15 protein-coding genes are annotated in these 17,062 nt (G+C 71.5%); 14 read left to right on the top strand and 1 reads right to left on the bottom strand.

Annotated elements, in window-relative coordinates; all coding sequences use genetic code 11:
* Positions 1-22 precede the first annotated feature (22 nt).
* Entirely contained in the window at positions 23-697 is a 675-nt protein-coding gene (locus ACWGJY_RS13130; RefSeq protein WP_453260872.1) for a ScbR family autoregulator-binding transcription factor, read from the top strand.
* 616 nt (positions 698-1,313) lie between these two features.
* Positions 1,314-3,767 carry an MFS transporter gene (locus ACWGJY_RS13125; RefSeq protein ID WP_453260871.1) on the top strand — a complete coding sequence of 818 codons (2,454 nt, stop codon included), beginning with the start codon at positions 1,314-1,316 and terminating at the stop codon, positions 3,765-3,767.
* Positions 3,768-4,081: 314 nt separating this feature from the next.
* Here the strand turns inward: ACWGJY_RS13125 and ACWGJY_RS13120 are convergent, their stop codons facing one another.
* On the bottom strand, positions 4,082-4,615 hold the full coding sequence (locus ACWGJY_RS13120; protein ID WP_453260870.1) for a GNAT family N-acetyltransferase: 534 nt from the start codon (positions 4,613-4,615) through the stop codon (positions 4,082-4,084).
* 588 nt (positions 4,616-5,203) lie between these two features.
* On the opposite strand from ACWGJY_RS13120, the gene ACWGJY_RS13115 reads away from it, so the two are divergent.
* The 12 genes from ACWGJY_RS13115 to hypF all read left to right on the top strand — a co-directional run bounded on the left by ACWGJY_RS13115 (position 5,204) and on the right by hypF (position 17,062).
* Positions 5,204-5,944: a DUF4232 domain-containing protein gene (locus ACWGJY_RS13115; RefSeq protein ID WP_453260869.1), complete on the top strand. Its 741-nt coding sequence runs from the start codon at positions 5,204-5,206 to the stop codon at positions 5,942-5,944.
* Positions 5,945-6,166: 222 nt separating this feature from the next.
* The gene (locus ACWGJY_RS13110; RefSeq protein ID WP_453260868.1) at positions 6,167-7,255 is read left to right on the top strand and encodes an NADH-quinone oxidoreductase subunit B family protein; all 1,089 of its coding nucleotides are present in this window, start codon (positions 6,167-6,169) and stop codon (positions 7,253-7,255) included.
* A gap of 86 nt (positions 7,256-7,341) precedes the next feature.
* Entirely contained in the window at positions 7,342-9,126 is a 1,785-nt protein-coding gene (locus ACWGJY_RS13105) for a nickel-dependent hydrogenase large subunit (RefSeq protein WP_453260867.1), read from the top strand.
* 155 nt (positions 9,127-9,281) lie between these two features.
* The gene (locus tag ACWGJY_RS13100; protein ID WP_453260964.1) at positions 9,282-9,833 is read left to right on the top strand and encodes a hypothetical protein; all 552 of its coding nucleotides are present in this window, start codon (positions 9,282-9,284) and stop codon (positions 9,831-9,833) included.
* Positions 9,830-10,498 carry a DUF5947 family protein gene (locus tag ACWGJY_RS13095; protein WP_453260866.1) on the top strand — a complete coding sequence of 223 codons (669 nt, stop codon included), beginning with the start codon at positions 9,830-9,832 and terminating at the stop codon, positions 10,496-10,498. Before ACWGJY_RS13100 ends, ACWGJY_RS13095 begins: the two co-directional genes overlap by 4 nt.
* On the top strand, positions 10,495-11,199 hold the full coding sequence (locus ACWGJY_RS13090) for a DUF6084 family protein (RefSeq protein WP_453260865.1): 705 nt from the start codon (positions 10,495-10,497) through the stop codon (positions 11,197-11,199). The genes ACWGJY_RS13095 and ACWGJY_RS13090 overlap by 4 nt, the downstream gene beginning before the upstream one ends.
* On the top strand, positions 11,196-12,617 hold the full coding sequence (locus ACWGJY_RS13085; RefSeq protein WP_453260864.1) for a hypothetical protein: 1,422 nt from the start codon (positions 11,196-11,198) through the stop codon (positions 12,615-12,617). The genes ACWGJY_RS13090 and ACWGJY_RS13085 overlap by 4 nt, the downstream gene beginning before the upstream one ends.
* A complete protein-coding gene (locus ACWGJY_RS13080; protein ID WP_453260863.1) occupies positions 12,614-13,192 on the top strand; it encodes a hydrogenase maturation protease in 579 nt (192 codons plus the stop codon). The genes ACWGJY_RS13085 and ACWGJY_RS13080 overlap by 4 nt, the downstream gene beginning before the upstream one ends.
* The gene (locus tag ACWGJY_RS13075; RefSeq protein ID WP_453260862.1) at positions 13,186-13,290 is read left to right on the top strand and encodes a DUF6893 family small protein; all 105 of its coding nucleotides are present in this window, start codon (positions 13,186-13,188) and stop codon (positions 13,288-13,290) included. The genes ACWGJY_RS13080 and ACWGJY_RS13075 overlap by 7 nt, the downstream gene beginning before the upstream one ends.
* Before the next feature lie 128 nt (positions 13,291-13,418).
* Positions 13,419-13,799, top strand: coding sequence for a hydrogenase maturation nickel metallochaperone HypA/HybF (locus tag ACWGJY_RS13070; RefSeq protein WP_453260861.1), 381 nt, complete (start codon positions 13,419-13,421; stop codon positions 13,797-13,799).
* A gap of 3 nt (positions 13,800-13,802) precedes the next feature.
* Positions 13,803-14,651 carry a hydrogenase nickel incorporation protein HypB gene (gene hypB, locus ACWGJY_RS13065; RefSeq protein ID WP_453260860.1) on the top strand — a complete coding sequence of 283 codons (849 nt, stop codon included), beginning with the start codon at positions 13,803-13,805 and terminating at the stop codon, positions 14,649-14,651.
* Complete coding sequence (gene hypF / locus ACWGJY_RS13060; protein ID WP_453260859.1) at positions 14,648-17,062, top strand: carbamoyltransferase HypF; 2,415 nt, start codon at positions 14,648-14,650, stop codon at positions 17,060-17,062. The genes hypB and hypF overlap by 4 nt, the downstream gene beginning before the upstream one ends.

Genomic DNA, 17,062 nt, shown 5'->3' with positions numbered 1-17,062 from the left:
ATCGAGAGACAGGAGGCGTCCTGTGGCACAACAGGACCGCGCGATCCGGACCCGGCGAGTGATCTTGGAGGCGGCCGCGTCGGTATTCGACGAGCAAGGCTACGACCGCGCGACGATCGCCGAAGTCCTCGAGCGCGCCGGCGTGACGAAGGGCGCCTTGTACTTCCACTTCGCCTCCAAGGAACAGCTGGCGCTGGCGGTGCTCGAGGAGCAGGTGGTCGATATCGCCGTCGAGCCGCAGAAGATCAAGCTGCAGGAGTTCGTCGACTCGGGCCAGGTTCTGGCGTTCCGGCTGCGCAGCGACCCGATCCAGCGTGGTGCGGCGCGGCTGGCGGTCGAGCAGGGCTCCAACCACCTTGACCGCAAGCAGTCGATGATCTCGTGGACCCGGTTCGTCGAGGGGCTGCTGACGGAGGCGAAGGACCGCGGCGAAGTGATGGAGAGCATCGTCGTACGCGAGACCGCGGAGCTGTTCGTCGGCGCCTTCGCCGGACTGCAGATGATGTCGCAGGCCCTGACCAATCAGGCCGACCTCAGCCGCCGGCTGACCGTTTTCTTCGAGCACACCCTTCCGAGCATTGCGGTTCCGGCCATCCTCGCCAAGCTGAATCTGGACCCGGAGCGCGGTGCGAAACTCAATGCCGCACTGCAGGGAAGCGGGTGGGCGGACGTCGAGGCCGGCGTCGCCGCGAGCTGAACCGGTCCCGGTCCGGACGGCTCGGGGTGAGGTCAAGTGACGTGGACGTACCGGCGCATTCAGGGTGGCGAAAACATACCGCGCGCGCGGTGTTGATTGTTGAAGTGTGGAAGGGTCGTGTGCGAAACGTGCACGTCAGAGGCGCCGTGGAGATCCCGCGGCGCCTCTTGCCGTTGACGGGGGCCGCGGCGAGCGCTATGTCCTGAGCGGGGCGCGGTTCCCTTGCCGGCGGGATCGTCAGTGGCGTGCGCTTCACTGGATTCGGCGGGTTCAGCGGAATTCGGCGGCTTCAGCGGATTCCGCATCGAAGGCGAGGCCGGGGGAGGTCCGATGAACGGGGTGAAGGGCAGCGAGTGGCGGGGCTGCGTGAGGCAGATCACGACCGCTGCGGTGAGATGCCGGCCGGTGCGGCGGAATAGGCCCGCAAGATAAAGCGTTCGGTATGCACGTATCAATGGCCTGATCTGATCGTGCCGATGCCCGTGGGGTTCCCCCACCCCGAACGCCTGCTGCTCACCTCTGTCCTGCTGCCACCCCTGCTCCGTCACCCCTCACGACACACGCTCACCCCCCACTTTCCCTGACGCTCCTCTCTGCCGCCCTGGAGGCCGCACGTATGACCCGGACGACGATGGACCAGCTCCCCGGAAGGGCGGCGACGACCGCTGCCGCGCCCCCGGTGCCCGACCCGGCCGTGGGCGGGCGCCACAGAGCCCAGGGCATCGTCCCGGTTCTCGCCTTCTCCGGCATCGTCGTCGCGGTGATGCAGACACTGCTGGTGCCGGTCATCAAGGACCTGCCGGTGCTGCTCAACACCGCGCCCAGCAACGCCACTTGGGTGATGACGGCCACCCTCCTCGCGGGTGCCGTCTCGACGCCCATCATGGGACGCCTCGGCGATCTCAACGGCAAGCGGCGGATGCTGCTCACCAGCCTCGCGGTCATGGTCGTCGGCTCGCTGATCTGCGGATTCACCAACGACTTGGTCACCATGATCGTGGGCCGGGCACTGCAGGGCTTCGCCATGGGCGCCATTCCGCTCGGCATCGGCATCATGCGCGACGAGCTGCCGCGCGAACGGCTCGGTTCGGCCATGGGCCTGATGAGCTCGTCGATCGGCGTGGGCGGCGGACTCGCGCTGCCGGCCGCGGCCCTGGTCGCCCAACACGCCAACTGGCACACCCTGTTCTTCGGTGCCGCCGGGCTCGGTGTGCTGTCGATGCTGCTCACCTTCCTCGTCGTCCCGGAGAGCGCGGTGCGTGCCCAGGGGCGCTTCGACGTGGCGGGCGCCATCGGGCTGTCGGCCGGATTGATCGCCCTGCTGCTGCCCATCACCAAGGGCAGCGACTGGGGCTGGGGCTCGCCCACCACCCTCGGTCTGTTCGGCACGGCGGTCCTGATCCTGGCGCTGTGGGGCGTGATGGAGCTGCGCATGGCCGACCCCCTGGTCGATCTGCGGACCACCGCGCGCCGCGAGGTGCTGCTGACCAACCTCGCCTCGATCACCGTCGGTGTGGCCTTCTACGCGATCTCCCTGGTGCTGCCGCAGCTGCTCCAGCTGCCCGAGTCGACCGGCTACGGCCTCGGCCGGTCGATGGTGGTGGCGGGCCTGTGCGTCGCGCCGCTGGGCCTGACGATGATGTGCATCGCCCCGCTGTACGCACGGATCGCCGCCCGGCGCGGCCCCAAGGTCTCGCTGCTGCTCGGCATGATGGTCATCGCGATCGGCTACGGCGCGGGTATCGGCCTGATGAATGCGCCCTGGCAGACCGTCATCATCGCGGTGGTCGTCGGCGCCGGTATCGGTCTGGCGTACTCCTCGCTGCCCGCGCTGATCATCGGCGCCGTCGACCCGTCCGAGACCGGTGCGGCCACCGGTCTGAACACCCTGATGCGCTCGATCGGCACCTCGGTGTCCAGCGCCGTGATCGGCATGGTGCTGGCCCATATGTCCACGCGCGTGGGGCCGGCCACGGTGCCCACGATGGCCGGCTTCCGGGTCTCCTTCCTGATCGCCACCGCCGCCGTCGTCGTCGGTGTCGTCCTGGCGTCCTTCCTGCCGTCGCAGCGCAAGGCGTCCCGTCCGTCCCTGGTCGCGCAGAGCACGGAGAGCGGCGCCGGGGACGTGCCCGGCGCTGACGCCGGCACGGACGGTGTGCTCGAACCGGCCGGCGCGGCGGCCCGGCTCGTGCAGCCCGCGCCGTCCTGGGCCCGGCCCGCCGCCGGACCGGAGGGCCACGGCATCCGCGTACCGTCCATCCCCGCCGCGGCGACCGCGGCCGACGAGGCCGAGACCCCCTCCGGCTTCACCGGCCGCGTCCTCGACGCCGCGGGCTCCCCGGTCCCCGGCGCGAGTATCACCCTGATCGACCGGCAGGGCCGCCAGGCCGGTGTCACCACGGCCGGCGCCGACGGACACTATGCGTTCCCCGCCCCCGCGGCCGGCACATACGTCCTCACGGGCGCCGCGCCCGGCCACGCCCCCTGTGCCGCCTCCGCCATGTACCGCGACGAGGGCGTTTCGGCACAGGTCGATCTGATCCTCGCGGGCACCGGACGGCTGGGCGGCGTGCTGTTCGGGGGCCCGGAAGGCGTCCCCCTGGCCGGCGGCAGCATCGTCCTCACCGATGCCGGCGGCGACGTGGTGACCCGTACGACCTCCGGCGCCGACGGGAGCTGGGATGCGGCGGCGCTGCCGCCCGGCCCGTACACCCTGGTCCTCAGCGCCCCCGGTCACCAGCCGCAGGCCCGCGCCATAGAACTGTCCGGTGGCGAACCGGCCCGCCAGGACATCCGTCTGCAGCCGGCCGCCGCCGTCCGGGGAACGGTACGGGACCCGTCCGGCCGTCCGCTCGCCGATGCCGCCGTGACCCTCGTCGAGGACGGCACCGTCACCGGGCACACCGTCACCGGGCCGGACGGAGCTTTTGCCTTCTCCGGCCTGAGCGGCCGTCACTACACCCTCACGGCAGCCGGCTACCCGCCGCACGCCGTCCCGATATCCCTCACCGGCGGCGCCCACGAGATCCTCGACCTGGACCTCGCCCAGCCGTCGGTGGCCGGCGACTGACCCACGCGGAGGCGTGCGTGCGGGTGCCCGACATGTAGGGATGCACAGCCGTGCACCCGTCGGCATGCAACGCTCTCATCTCGCGGCGAGCCGTGTACCTGATGCCTGACGCCTGACGCCTCATGCCTGACGCCGTATGTCGCACGGGCGCCCTACCCCTTCCCCGGACCCTCCGGGGAAGGGAGTGCCCGCCGGCGAGCGGTGGCTCTCCCACGGACTGACGGACTGACGTACAGGCGGACAGGCGGACCGACGGGCAGAGGGGGACCGACGGGCAGGGGGACGGGCCGCCACCTCTCCCGCAAGTGCCCCGCTCAGCCCTGGTACTCCGTGAGATCAATGCTGTGCACCGTCAGCGCATGGCCGTACTCCGGATGCGTCGCCTCCCGCTCGAAGGCCATGCCGAGCTTACGCAGTACGTTCTCCGACGCTTCGTGGCCGAGCCGGTTGACGGCGATGACGCGGTCGAGGCCGCGGTCCTGGAGGGCGAACTCCAGCACGGCCTGGGCGGCCTCGGACGCGTAACCCTGGCCCCAGTACTGCCGGCCGAAGCGCCAGCTGATCGCCACCTCGTGCTGTACCTCCGGCAGGAACCCGGGTACGGACAGACCGGCGCAGCCGGCCAGTTCGCCCGAGGCGAGCAGTTCGACGGCGAAGAGGCCAAAGCCCTCGTCGTCCCACTCCTCCTCCCACCGCTCGATCTCCTCGGCGGTCTCGTCCAGGCCGAGGACGGAGCCGTCGCCGATCCAGCGCATGACCGCCGGGTCCGCGTTGATGTCCGCCATGGGGGCGAGGTCGTCGTCGGTCCAGCGGCGGAGAATGAGGCGGGGGGTGCGGATCTCGGTCATTGGCCCATCCTCTCGAAAGCGTGGTCCCGGCGGTAATCGCGGGTGCACCTCGCCGGCCTGGGGCCGGCGGCCCGAGCACCCCGACGGACCGGGCACCGTCCGCGCGCCGATCACCGGCCCGGTGGTGTACGGCAACACTCTGCGTGACGTCGTCGGCGACGGGGCCGTCATACGGAACACCGTCGGCATGCGGGTGGAACACACGGCAATCGGGTTCCCGACCCGCCGAACCTCGGCACCTGCCGGAGAAAGGGGGTGCAGCAGGTCCGGCGACCGGCAGGATCACCGTGGCTGCTGGGCCTTCCGGGGCCCGTGGGGCCGGTGATCCCGGGTGACGGAACGGCCGAACCTGGCGGTGCCGCATCCGCAATTCGGGAATTTTCTGCGATTCTGAGCGACACACCCCGCATACCGGCTGGTCATGCCGACTAATGGGGTGACCGGCGTGCCGAGCACCCAGGTCCGTTAGTGGTGTGTTAGTGCCTCGTTAGCGGACCGGCAGTGCCCGACGCCACGCTGGAATGAGCACCGGACGGACCGTACCCACCCACGACGAGAGCTCGCACCTACCAGACGAGGGGGACACTTATGTCGCTCACCACCAAGACACTCGGCCGCGGCCGTCGTGTCGCCGCGGGATCGCTGATCGCCGTCGCGGCGCTCGGGCTCACGGCCTGCCAGGGCGGGCCCGACGCAGCAACCCGCCCCTCGTCGGCCGCCGCACCGGTGAAGTCCCGGGACACGGCGAGCGGCAACGGCCCGCAGTCGGCCGCTGTCAGCACACCGTCGTCCGGCGCGCAGCCGCAGTCCTCCGCAGTCGGTCAGCGGCCGTCGTCGTCGGCGAAGGCGACACCCGGCAGCAAGCCGACCGGCAAGGCGCCGAGCGCCGCACAGTCCCAGGCGTCCGCCATGACGGCGTCGGACCGCTGCACCGCCGCCACGATGTCGCTGCGTCTGGGCCGCTCCGACATCGGTGCGGGCAACATCCGCTACCCCCTCGTCTTCACGAACGAGGGCAAGAAGACCTGTACGCTGCGCGGCTTCCCCGGGGTCTCGCTGATCCTGCGTGACGGCTCGGCCGTGGGCAAGCCCGCCACCCGCGAGGGCGGCTCCGGCGGAGCCATCCGGCTCCGGCCGGGGCAGAGCGCCCACGCTCTGCTGCACACCCTCAACGAGGGCGTCTCGGACACCCCGTGCTGGGACCGCTCGCAGCTCGTCTTCGTCTACCCGCCCGGTTCCAAGGAGTCGATGACCACGGGCAGCGGTGGCCTGCGGGTGTGCGGCGGACGGTTCGATGTGACCGCTTTGGAGGCCGGGTCCCTGGGCTGACCCCGTACCACGGCGACAAGGGAGCCGGGCGACCGCGCAGACGGTTGTCCGGCTCCCGGTGTGCTCCGCCGGGACGAGGGCGCCCGCCGGACCGGGCGCCCGGGTGGTGTGTCACCGCAACGGCCCCTTGTGACCGCCCCGCCGTCCTGGATCGGTGTTACCAAGGTGGATGGAAGCCTTGAATGAGCGCTTTCGTTGCATATCTGCCTAGGAGACATCCCCATGTCTGCAGCTTCGAGCGTGGCCGCCCAGGCCGCTGCGAACGGAAAGCCGTCCGCCGAGGACGAGTCCCCGATCCACATTCTCTGGATCAACGCCGGCCTGAGCTGCGATGGCGACTCCGTGTCGCTCACCGCCGCGACCCAGCCGAGCATTGAGGAGATCGCGCTCAGTGTGCTGCCGGGGCTGCCCAAGGTCGCCGTCCACTGGCCACTGATCGATTTCGAATGCGGCCCGGTCCAGGGCGCGGACAATTTCATCGAGTGGTTCTTCAAGGGCGAACGCGGCGAGATCGACCCGTTCGTGCTGGTCATCGAGGGGTCCATCCCCAACGAGTCCATCAAACCGGAAGGCTACTGGTGCGGATTCGGTGACGACCCCGAGACCGGCCAGCCGATCACCACCAGTGAGTGGATCGACCGGCTCGCCCCCCAGGCGCTCGCCGTTGTCGCGATCGGCACCTGTGCCACGTACGGCGGTATCCATGCGATGGCGGGCAACCCGACCGGCGCCATGGGCGTGCCCGACTATCTGGGCTGGGACTGGACGTCCAAGGCCGGGATCCCGATCGTGTGTGTGCCCGGCTGCCCGATCCAGCCCGACAACTTCTCGGAGACGCTGGTCTATCTGCTCTACCAGGCGGTGGGCTCGGCCCCGATGATCCCGCTGGACGACCAGCTGCGCCCGACCTGGCTCTTCGGGGCGACCGTCCACGAGGGCTGCGACCGGGCCGGCTATTACGAACAGGGCCAGTTCGCCACCACGTACGACTCGCCCAAGTGTCTGGTGAAGCTCGGATGCTGGGGTCCCGTGGTCAAATGCAACGTGCCCAAGCGGGGCTGGATGGACGGCATCGGCGGGTGTCCGAACGTCGGCGGTATCTGTATCGCCTGCACTATGCCCGGCTTCCCCGACAAGTTCATGCCGTTCATGGACGAGCCGCCCGGCGGCAAGCTCTCCAGCACCGCCAGCGCCGCGTACGGCAGCGTCATCCGCAGGCTGCGCGACATCACGGCCAAGACCGTCGATCACGAGCCCAAGTGGCGCCACCGCGGCGACCAACTGACCACCGGCTACCGGAAACCGTGGTGAGCGCACCCGGCCCGCAGTAGTCCGGCACCCCCCGGACCTCCGTCCGACCCCACCTCCGCGCGCAAAAGAAGGGCACGGCACTCACGATGGCAGCGAAGACGAAGGCGGCCGGTGACGGCAGCGGTCTGACGGAGATGTCCTGGGATCCGATCACCCGGATCGTGGGCAGCCTCGGTATCCACACCAAGATCGACTTCAAGCAGAAGCGGGTGGCGGAGTGCTACAGCACCTCGTCCGTCTTCCGCGGCTACAGCGTCTTCATGCGGGGCAAGGACCCGCGTGACGCGCACTTCATCACCAGCCGGATCTGCGGTATCTGCGGTGACAACCACGCCACCTGCTCGGTGTACACACAGAACATGGCCTACGGGGTGAAGCCCCCGCACCTGGGGGAGTGGATCATCAACCTCGGCGAGTCCGCCGAGTACATGTTCGACCACAACATCTTCCAGGAGAACCTGGTCGGGGTCGACTACTGCGAAAAGATGGTCCGCGAGACCAACCCCGGTGTCTGGGAGCTCGCCCAGCGCACCGAGGCCCCGCACGCCGCCGACCACGGCTACCGCACCATCGCCGACATCATGAGCTCCCTCAACCCCATCGAGGGTGAGTTCTACCGCGAGGCGCTCCAGGTCAGCCGCTACACCCGGGAGATGTTCTGCCTCATGGAGGGCCGCCATGTGCACCCCTCCACGCTCTACCCGGGCGGCGTCGGCACCATCGCCAGCGTCCAGCTGTTCACCGACTACCTGACCCGGCTGATGCGCTATGTGGAGTTCATGAAGCGCGTCGTCCCGCTCCATGACGACCTGTTCGACTTCTTCTACGAGGCACTGCCCGGATACGAGGAAGTCGGCCGGCGACGGGTGCTGCTCGGCTGCTGGGGTGCGCTCAACGACCCCGACCACTGCGACTTCACCTATCGCAACATGACCGACTGGGGGCGGAAGATGTTCGTCACCCCCGGCATCGTCGTCGACGGCAAGCTGGTCACCAACGACCTCACCGAGATCAACCTCGGCATCCGCATCTTGCTGGGCAGCTCCTATTACCAGGACTGGGAGGGCCAGGAGCAGTTCGTCACCCACGACCCGCTCGGCAACCCCGTCGACCCGCGCCACCCGTGGAACCAGCACACCATCCCCGCCCCGCAGAAGCGGGACTTCAACGACAAGTACAGCTGGGTGATGTCCCCGCGCTGGTTCGACGGCAAGGAGCATCTGGCACTGGACACCGGCGGCGGCCCGATCGCCCGGCTGTGGTCCACCGCGCTGTCCGGGCTCGTCGACACCCCGTACGTCAAGGCCACCGGCCAGAGCGTCGTCATCGACCTGCCGCGCTCCATGACCAAGCCCGAGGCCCGCTTCGAGTGGAAGATCCCGAAGTGGAGCAACGCGCTGGAGCGCAACCGCGCTCGCACCTACTTCCAGGCGTACTCGGCCGCCATGGCGCTGCACTTCGCCGAGAAGGGCCTGGAGGAGGTCCGCGCCGGACGCACCCAGACATGGGAGAAGTTCGAGGTTCCCGACGAGTCCATCGGCTGCGGCTTCACCGAGGCGGTTCGCGGCGTCCTCTCGCACCACATGGTCATCCGGGACGGGAAGATCGCCAACTATCACCCGTACCCGCCGACCCCGTGGAACGCCTCCACCCGCGACAGCTACGGCACCCCCGGCCCCTACGAGGACGCCGTCCAGAACACCCCGATCTTCGAGGAGAACTCCCCGGAGAACTTCAAGGGCATCGACATCATGCGCACGGTGCGCAGCTTCGACCCGTGTCTGCCCTGCGGCGTCCACATGTACGTCGGCAACGGCAAGTCCGTGCAGAAGATGCATGTGCCCACCGGCCTGAGCGGGCTGTCCGGATGAGCGCCCGGGGCACCACCACGGCACACGACGCCACCGCGCAGACCGCCGGTGCACCGCAGACCGACGCACCGCAGGCCGCTGCACCGCAGGCCGCTGCACCGCAGGCCGCTGCACCGCAGGCCGCTGCACCGCAGGCCGGTGCGCCCCACGGCGCCGTGCCGCAGGGCGCCGTGCCGAACGCCGAGGCCACCGGGCGGCGCGTCGAAGAGGTACTGGACCGCCTCGCGCAGCGCGACGATCGCGAGGCGAGCGCCGCCGCCGAGGAACTGGTCCGCCTCCTGATGGACTTCTACGGCGCGGGACTCGCCCGGATCATGCACCTCGTCGGCAGTGCCACCGGCGACGGCGGCCCCGGGGCGGCCCTGCTCCGCGACGAGCTGGTGTCCAGCCTGCTCGTGCTGCACGACCTGCACCCCGAGGACACCGCGGCACGCATCGACCGCGCCCTGGACAGCGTCCGCCGGCAACACCCCGCCGAGGTAGCGGAGTTCGAGGCGGACCGCGGAGCGCTCCGACTGCGTACCGGTGACGTGGGGGGCGGCGGCTGCCCGAGCACGAACCAGCAGTCCCGACAGGCCGTCGAGGCCGCCGTGTCCTGCTTCGCGCCCGAGGTGACCTCCGTGCACTGGGAGGCGGCGGACGCCCGAACCGAACCGGCTCTGCTGCAGATCTCCCGTCGTCCGCCGACCGCCGCCACCGCCTCGTGACGGCCCGGCAGACGGCGCCCCCGCGGCTCGGACCGCCGGCCGCCCACCGGGGCCTGCGCCGCTTCCGCACACTGGCGCCCCCCGCTCCCGAACGCTGCGAGCTGTGCGGCATCGTGCTCGCCGAGCACAACCACCGTCACCTGGTCAACACCGAACGCCGCGCACTGGCCTGCGCCTGCACCCCCTGCGCGCTGCTCTTCGATCGGCCGGGCGCCGGCCGCGGACAGTTCCGTACGGTCCCGGACCGCTATCTCGTCGATTCCGGCCACACCCTCGACGACGCGGCCTGGGACCTGCTCCAGATCCCGGTCGGTGTCGCCTTCTTCCTGCGCAACGCCGACCTCGACCGGCTGGTCGCGCTCTACCCCAGCCCGGCCGGCGCCACGGAGAGCGAACTCGACCCGTCGACCTGGGAGACCGTGCTCGCCGCCAGCCGGCTGGCCGGCCTCCTCCGGTCCGATGTGGAGGCGCTGCTGCTGCGCCGCTGCGAAGGACGCATCGACTGCTATCTGGTGCCCGTCGACATCTGCTACGAACTCGTCGGCCGGATGCGCCTGTTGTGGCAGGGCTTCGACGGCGGCGCCGAGGCACGTGCCGCACTGGCCGACTTCTTCACCAAGGTCGCCCGCCGGGCCCGCGCGCCGAAGGAGGACGACCGGCCGTGACGGATCTGACCTTCGTCTGCACCGGCGTACGCGCCGACCGCTATGCCGCTGCCCCCACCCTCCTCTTCCGGCTGCGCATCACCGCCGCCGAAGAAGCCCGGGTGCACGCCGTCGCACTGCGCTGCCAGTTCCGTATCGAACCGGCCCGGCGCGGCTACGGGTCCGAAGAGGCCGAGGCGCTGTCCGACCTGTTCGGCGAGCGGTCCCGCTGGGGCAGCACCCTGCACCCCCTGCAGTTCGCCCAGGTCTCCCTGGTCGTCCCCGGCTTCACCGGGGAGACCGAGGTGGACCTCCCCGTCCCGTGCAGCTACGACCTGGACGTCGCGGCCGGCCGGTACTTCCATGCGCTGCGCGACGGCGAGGTCCCGCTGCTGCTGCTGTTCTCCGGCACGGTCTTCGCCGGTGCCGGCGGCTTCCACGTCGAACCGGTGCCCTGGGACAAGGAAGCGTCCGTGCGGATGCCGGTGGCCGTCTGGCAGGAGATGACCGAGGCGCACTTTCCCGGCTGCGGCTGGCTCCGGCTGCCGCACGAAACCCTCGACGCACTGCTCGCCTACCGCTCTCGGCGCGCCCTGACCTCCTGGCAGGCGACCGTCGAGTCGCTGCTGGCCACCGCCGACGGCACCGAACCGCCCGCCCCGCGCGCCCGGCTCTTCCCCGGCGCCGCGGCCCGCCCCGTCAGTGAAAGGACCGCGCCGTGACGACCAGCGTCCTGCCCGACGAGACGGCGGACCGCTTCGCCACCGCCCGCCAGGTGGCGGACGCCGTGCTGTTCGAGGGCTATGTGCTCTACCCGTACCGCGCCTCCGCCGCCAAGAACAGACTCCGCTGGCAGTTCGGCGTCCTGGTACCGCCCCACTGGGGTGCCGAGAGCGCGGAGCACTCCTTCCAGCGCACCGAATGCCTCATGGAACCCCGGTCCGGAGCCCGGCTCTCGGCCGAGCTGCGCTTTCTGCACGCCCGGCGGCGAACGGTCCAACGCGTCGCCCCGGGCGGCGGTTTCGAGACCGTCGAGGAACTCGAACTGCCCGACCGGGTGCTGGTCCCCTGGGACGAGGGCGCCGAAGAGCGCATCACGCTGGTGGCCGACCTCTCCAAGCTGACCGGCGAGGGCGTCACGGTCCCGTTCACCCGGCCCGCACGGGAGGAGACCGAGCCGGTGCACGACGCCGACGGGCATCTCGCCGGCCGGCTGGTGCGCCGCTGCGGGGAGCTCCACGGGCAGGTGCGGCTGACCGCGAGCGAACTCGACGGCCCGTACGCGGCGCTGCGGCTGACCGCGACCGTCGAGAACACCAGCGGCTGGCAGCCGGACGAGGCCGGCGCCGACCGTGCTGCGGCGCTGCCCCACTCCCTGGTCGGCGCCCATCTCCTCCTCGGCCTGAGCGCGGGCTCGTTCGTGTCCATGACCGACCCGCCGGAGTGGGCCAGGGGCGCCGTCGCGGCCTGCCACAACGAGCATGCCTGGCCGGTGCTCGCCGGCGCCGACGGCCGTGCCGATGTGGTGCTGTCCTCCCCGATCATCCTGGAGGACCACCCGGCGATCGCGCCCGAGAGTCCCGGCGCGCTCTACGACGCCCTGGAGATCGACGAAATCCTCGCCCTGCGCACCGCGGCCCTCACCGACCAGGAGAAGCGCGAGGCCCGCGGCACCGACCCCCGCGCCGCCGAGGTCATCGAGCTCGCCGACACCATGCCGCCCGAGGTGCTGGAGCGACTGCACGGCGCCGTACGGGCACTGCGCGAGGTCACCGGCCCCGGCCCGGCCGCCCCCGAAGACCTGACCCCCGACGTACCGGGCCTGCGGCCGGACACGCCCTGGTGGGACCCGGAGAGCGACCGCAGCGTCGATCCCGTACGCGACCGGATCACGGTCGACGGGCACTCGGTCGGCGCCGGCAGCCGGGTGCTGCTGCGGCCCGGTCTGCGCCGTACCGATGCCCAGGACCTCTTCCTCCAGGGCCGCGCCGCCCATGTCGAGGCCGTTCTGCACGACGTCGACGGCGGGGTGCACCTCGCGGTGACCGTGGAGGGCGACCCGGGCGTCGACATCCGCCGCGAACAGGGCCGGTTCCTGTACTTCCAACCCGATGAAATCGCTCCGCTGGAGGACGTGTGAACGCCGAAGCCCCCGTCGCCGGGCCGCCCGCGAAGACCCTGATCGCCGGCGTCGGCAACATCTTCCTCGGCGACGACGGTTTCGGCGTGGAGGCCGTCCGCCGGCTGGGCGAGCACCGGCTTCCCGACGGGGTCGAGGTCGTCGACATCGGCGTACGCGGCGTCCATCTCGCCTACCAGATGCTCGACGGCTACCACACGGTGCTCCTGGTGGACGCCTCCGCGCGCGGCGGCGAACCCGGCACCGTCCACCTCCTCGACGCCACCGAGCCGGCCGACGCCCGCCCGCAGGACACCGCGCTCGACGGCCACCACATGACCCCCGATGCCGTGCTCGCGCTGCTCGACACGCTCAGCGCGGGCACCGGCAGCCGGCGCCCGGAACGTGTCCTGGTCGTCGGCTGTGAACCCGCCGATGTCGCCGAAGGCATCGGACTCAGCGAACCGGTCGAGGCCGCGGTCGACGAGGCCGTGGGGCTGATCCTGCGGCTGGTCGGCGCGGCGGAGCCGGAGCCGGAGCCGGCACCGGCAGTGGCCGGACCGCACACCAGTGAGAGGAACACGACACCATGTTGAAGCTCGCCCTGAGCGGGGCGCTCGCCGCCGCGCTCGCCGTCGCCATCAAGACCGTACTGCCTGATATCAAGCGCTATATGCGTATCCGGTCCATGTGAGCGGACGGCGCTGCACCGAACGGTGTACGCCACCGCGCCACCTCGGCGAGGCACCGCGGCCGTCCTGCGGACACGCCGTCTAATGAAGCCGAGCGCCACCCGGTCGTCCCCGCACCAGAGAGGGACCGATGCACGAGATGTCCATCGCGCTTGCGGTCGTGGAGCAGGTCGAAAGCGCGGCCCGGCCCGCCGGGGCCACCACCGTCAACAGCGTCCGGCTGCAGGTCGGCGAACTGGCCGGGGTGGTCCCCGACGCGCTGGCCTTCTCCTTCGAACTCGCCTGTGCCGGAACGGTGTTGGCCGGGGCGGAACTTGTCACCGACCCCGTCCCGGCCCGCGCCCGCTGCGGCCCCTGCGCGGACACCTGGCCGGTGGGCATGCCGCCACAGCTCAGCTGCCCCGGATGTGGCGGGGCGACGGCCGAGCTGCTGTCCGGCCGTGAACTGCAGATCGTCAGTGTGTGCTGGAACGACGCCCCGGTACACGTCCCGATTCACGAGGAGCGCTGAACCATGTGCCGTGTCGTCGACCTGCAACAGGCGGTCCTTGCCAAGAACGACGCCTGCGCCCACACCCTGCGCGAGGACCTCGCGGCCCGTGGCACCGCGGTCGTCAACCTGCTCTCCAGTCCGGGCAGCGGGAAGACCGCCCTCCTGGAGCGGGAACTCACCCTCGCCCGCAGCCGGGGCATCCCCGTCGCGGCGCTCACCGCCGACCTCGCCACCGAAAACGACGCCGTCCGGCTGGCCCGCTCCGGAGTGCCCGTCAAACAGGTGCTCACCGACGGGCTGTGCCACCTGGAGGCCGAGATGCTGGGCGGCCACCTCCACGGCTGGCTCCCCGCCGACACCCGGCTGCTGTTCATCGAGAACGTCGGCAATCTGGTCTGCCCGGCCTCCTACGACCTGGGGGAGACGCTGCGCATCGTGCTGGCGTCGGTGACCGAGGGCGAGGACAAGCCGCTGAAATACCCCACCGCCTTCGGGCTCGCCCATCTGGTCGTGGTCACCAAGATGGACATCGCCGAGGCGGTCTCCTTCGACGAGGCGGAGTTCCGCGCCAATGTCGAACGCATCAACCCCGGCGTCGAGGTCGTCCTCACCTCGGCGCGCCGCGGCGAAGGGGACGGGGTGCTGGTCGACCGGGCGCTGGCCGCGCGCGACGGAGTGCCGGTGCACATCCCGGTCATGACCCGTAAGTCCCATCACGTCCACGACGCCGAGGACGGCCGGCCGCACGACGAGGGCCACCCTCAGGAGGGTCATACCCACGACGGGGAGCACGCCCGTGCCCCGCGGGCGCAGGACGGCGGCCATGCGCACACGAACGACTCCGGCACCGTGGCGTCGAGCCGCTCATGACCACCGGGCAGGCCGGTGGGGTCACCGCGACGGCCCCCGCGACAGCCGCCGTACGCCGCCGGATCACCGTGCGCGGCGTCGTCCAGGGCGTCGGCTTCCGCCCGTTCGTCCACACCCTCGCCAGGGAACTGGGCCTGAGCGGCCATGTGACGAACACCGGTGAGGGCGTCGTCGCCGAGGTGGAGGGAGCCCCCGCCGCGCTCGCCGGTTTCGCCCGGCGGGTCAGGGCCGATGCGCCACCGCTCGCCGTGGTCGAGGCCGTCGACGGCGAGGACATCGCCGTACGGGGCGACGCCGGATTCCGCATCCTCCCCTCGCGCGCCCACGGCCTCTCCCGCACCCTGGTCTCCCCGGACGCCGCCACCTGTGACGCCTGCCTCGCCGAGCTGACCGACCCGGCCGACCGCCGTCACCGGCACCCCTTCCTCACCTGCACCCACTGCGGGCCGCGCTTCACCATCGTCACCGCGGTCCCCTACGACCGTGCGCTGACGACCATGGACCGCTTCCCGATGTGCCCCCGCTGCGCACGGGAGTACGCGGACCCGGCCGACCGGCGCTTTCACGCCCAGCCCATCGCCTGCCACGACTGCGGACCCCGGCTGTCCCTGCTGACCGCGGACAGGGCCGACCGCACCCGCCCACCGCACCCGGCGCCCGGCCCCGACCCGGTCGCCGAGACCCGCCGGCTGCTCGCCGACGGCGCGATCGTGGCGGTCAAGGGCCTCGGCGGCTACCACCTCGTCTGCGACGCCTGCGACGACACCGCCGTCACCCTGCTGCGCCGCCGCAAGGCCCGCGGCGACAAGCCCTTCGCCCTGATGGCCCGTCATATCGCGGATATCGAGCATCTGGTAAGCGTCGGCGCCCGGGAACGCGCCCTGCTCACCGGACCCGTACGCCCCGTCGTCCTGCTGCGCCGCCACCGGCACCCGGTACCGGCCCCGGACGCTCCGGTGCTGTCCGCCGCCGTCGCCCCCGGCAGCCCCGACCTGGGCGTCATGCTGCCGTACACCCCGCTGCACCATCTGCTGCTCGGCCTGCCCGGCGACCCGCCGGGCCCCCGGCTGCTCGTCATGACCAGCGGCAATGTCGCCGGCGAACCCATCGTCACCGACGACGACGAAGCCGTGGCGCGCCTCGCGCACCTGGCGGACGCCTGGCTCACCCACGACCGGCCGATCCGGATCCCGTGCGACGACTCCGTGGTCCGCATCAGTGACGGCGAGCCGCTGTTCGTCCGCCGCTCCCGTGGCTATGCACCGATGCCCGTCCCGCTCCCGGTGCCGGTGCGGCCCGCGCTCGCGGCCGGCGGCGACCTCAAGAACGTGCTCTGTCTCGCCGAAGGACACCGCGCCTGGCTGTCCGCGCACATCGGCGACATGGACGACCTGGCCACCCAGCTCGCGTTCGAGCAGGCCGAGGCACATCTGGAAACGGTCACCGGGGTGCGCCCGCAACTCCTCGCCGCCGACCGGCACCCCGGCTACCGCTCCGGCCGGTGGGCGCAGCGCCACACCGACGGGCGCCCGCTGGTACGCGTCCAGCACCACCACGCCCATATCGCCGCTGCCATGGCCGAACACGGCCTCCACGACGGCCACCCCGTCATCGGCGTCGCCTTCGACGGCACCGGCTACGGCGACGACCACGCGGTCTGGGGCGGCGAGATCCTGCTCGCCGACTATGACGGATACCGCCGCTTCGGCCAGCTCGCCTATGTCCCGCTGCCCGGCGGCGACACGACCGTACGGCGCCCCTACCGGATGGCCCTGGCCCATCTGCGCGCCGCCGGAATCGACTGGACCGGGGACCTGCCCCCGGTGCCGGCCTGCCCGCCCGAGGAGCGGCGGCTGCTGGCACGGCAGCTCGAACGCCACCTCAACTGTGTGCCCACCTCCAGCATGGGACGGCTCTTCGACGCCGTGTCCTCGCTGGCCGGGATCTGCCACCACGCCGGATACGAGGCCCAGGCCGCCGTCGCGCTCGAAGCCGCGGCCCTGACCGCGGGTGAGGACAGCGGACCCGGCTATGCGTTCGCGCTGCGCGCCGCACCGCCGGGCGGGGCGGGCGCCGACACCGTCGCCGACCCGGCCCCGGTGCTCACCGCCGTCGTCGCGGACCTGCGCGCGGGCACCGCCCCGGCGCTCATCGCGGCCCGCTTCCACACCGCGGTCGCCGACCTCGTCCGGCGCGGCTGCGCGCTGGCCCGGGAGCGCGCGGGCCTGACGACCGTGGCACTGACCGGCGGCGTCTTCGCCAACACCCTGCTGGCCGAGGCCACCGCCCGCCTCCTGCGGCAGGACGGCTTCACCGTCCTGCGCCACCGCCGCGTCCCGCCCAACGACGGGGGACTGGCGCTCGGCCAGATCGTCGTGGCGGCGCGCACCGCAGGAGCCGCCGCGCGCTGA

Source organism: Streptomyces sp. NPDC054765 (assembly GCF_053612065.1).
This window is presented reverse-complemented; position numbering and strand designations above follow the sequence as displayed.

Coding starts and splice junctions, on each gene's coding strand:
- ACWGJY_RS13125 (WP_453260871.1), top strand. CDS start 1,314: ATGACCCGGACGACGATGGACCAGCTCCCCGGAAGGGCGGCGACGACC.
- ACWGJY_RS13120 (WP_453260870.1), bottom strand. CDS start 4,615: ATGACCGAGATCCGCACCCCCCGCCTCATTCTCCGCCGCTGGACCGAC.
- ACWGJY_RS13115 (WP_453260869.1), top strand. CDS start 5,204: ATGTCGCTCACCACCAAGACACTCGGCCGCGGCCGTCGTGTCGCCGCG.
- ACWGJY_RS13110 (WP_453260868.1), top strand. CDS start 6,167: ATGTCTGCAGCTTCGAGCGTGGCCGCCCAGGCCGCTGCGAACGGAAAG.
- ACWGJY_RS13105 (WP_453260867.1), top strand. CDS start 7,342: ATGGCAGCGAAGACGAAGGCGGCCGGTGACGGCAGCGGTCTGACGGAG.
- ACWGJY_RS13075 (WP_453260862.1), top strand. CDS start 13,186: ATGTTGAAGCTCGCCCTGAGCGGGGCGCTCGCCGCCGCGCTCGCCGTC.
- ACWGJY_RS13070 (WP_453260861.1), top strand. CDS start 13,419: ATGCACGAGATGTCCATCGCGCTTGCGGTCGTGGAGCAGGTCGAAAGC.
- hypB (WP_453260860.1), top strand. CDS start 13,803: ATGTGCCGTGTCGTCGACCTGCAACAGGCGGTCCTTGCCAAGAACGAC.
- hypF (WP_453260859.1), top strand. CDS start 14,648: ATGACCACCGGGCAGGCCGGTGGGGTCACCGCGACGGCCCCCGCGACA.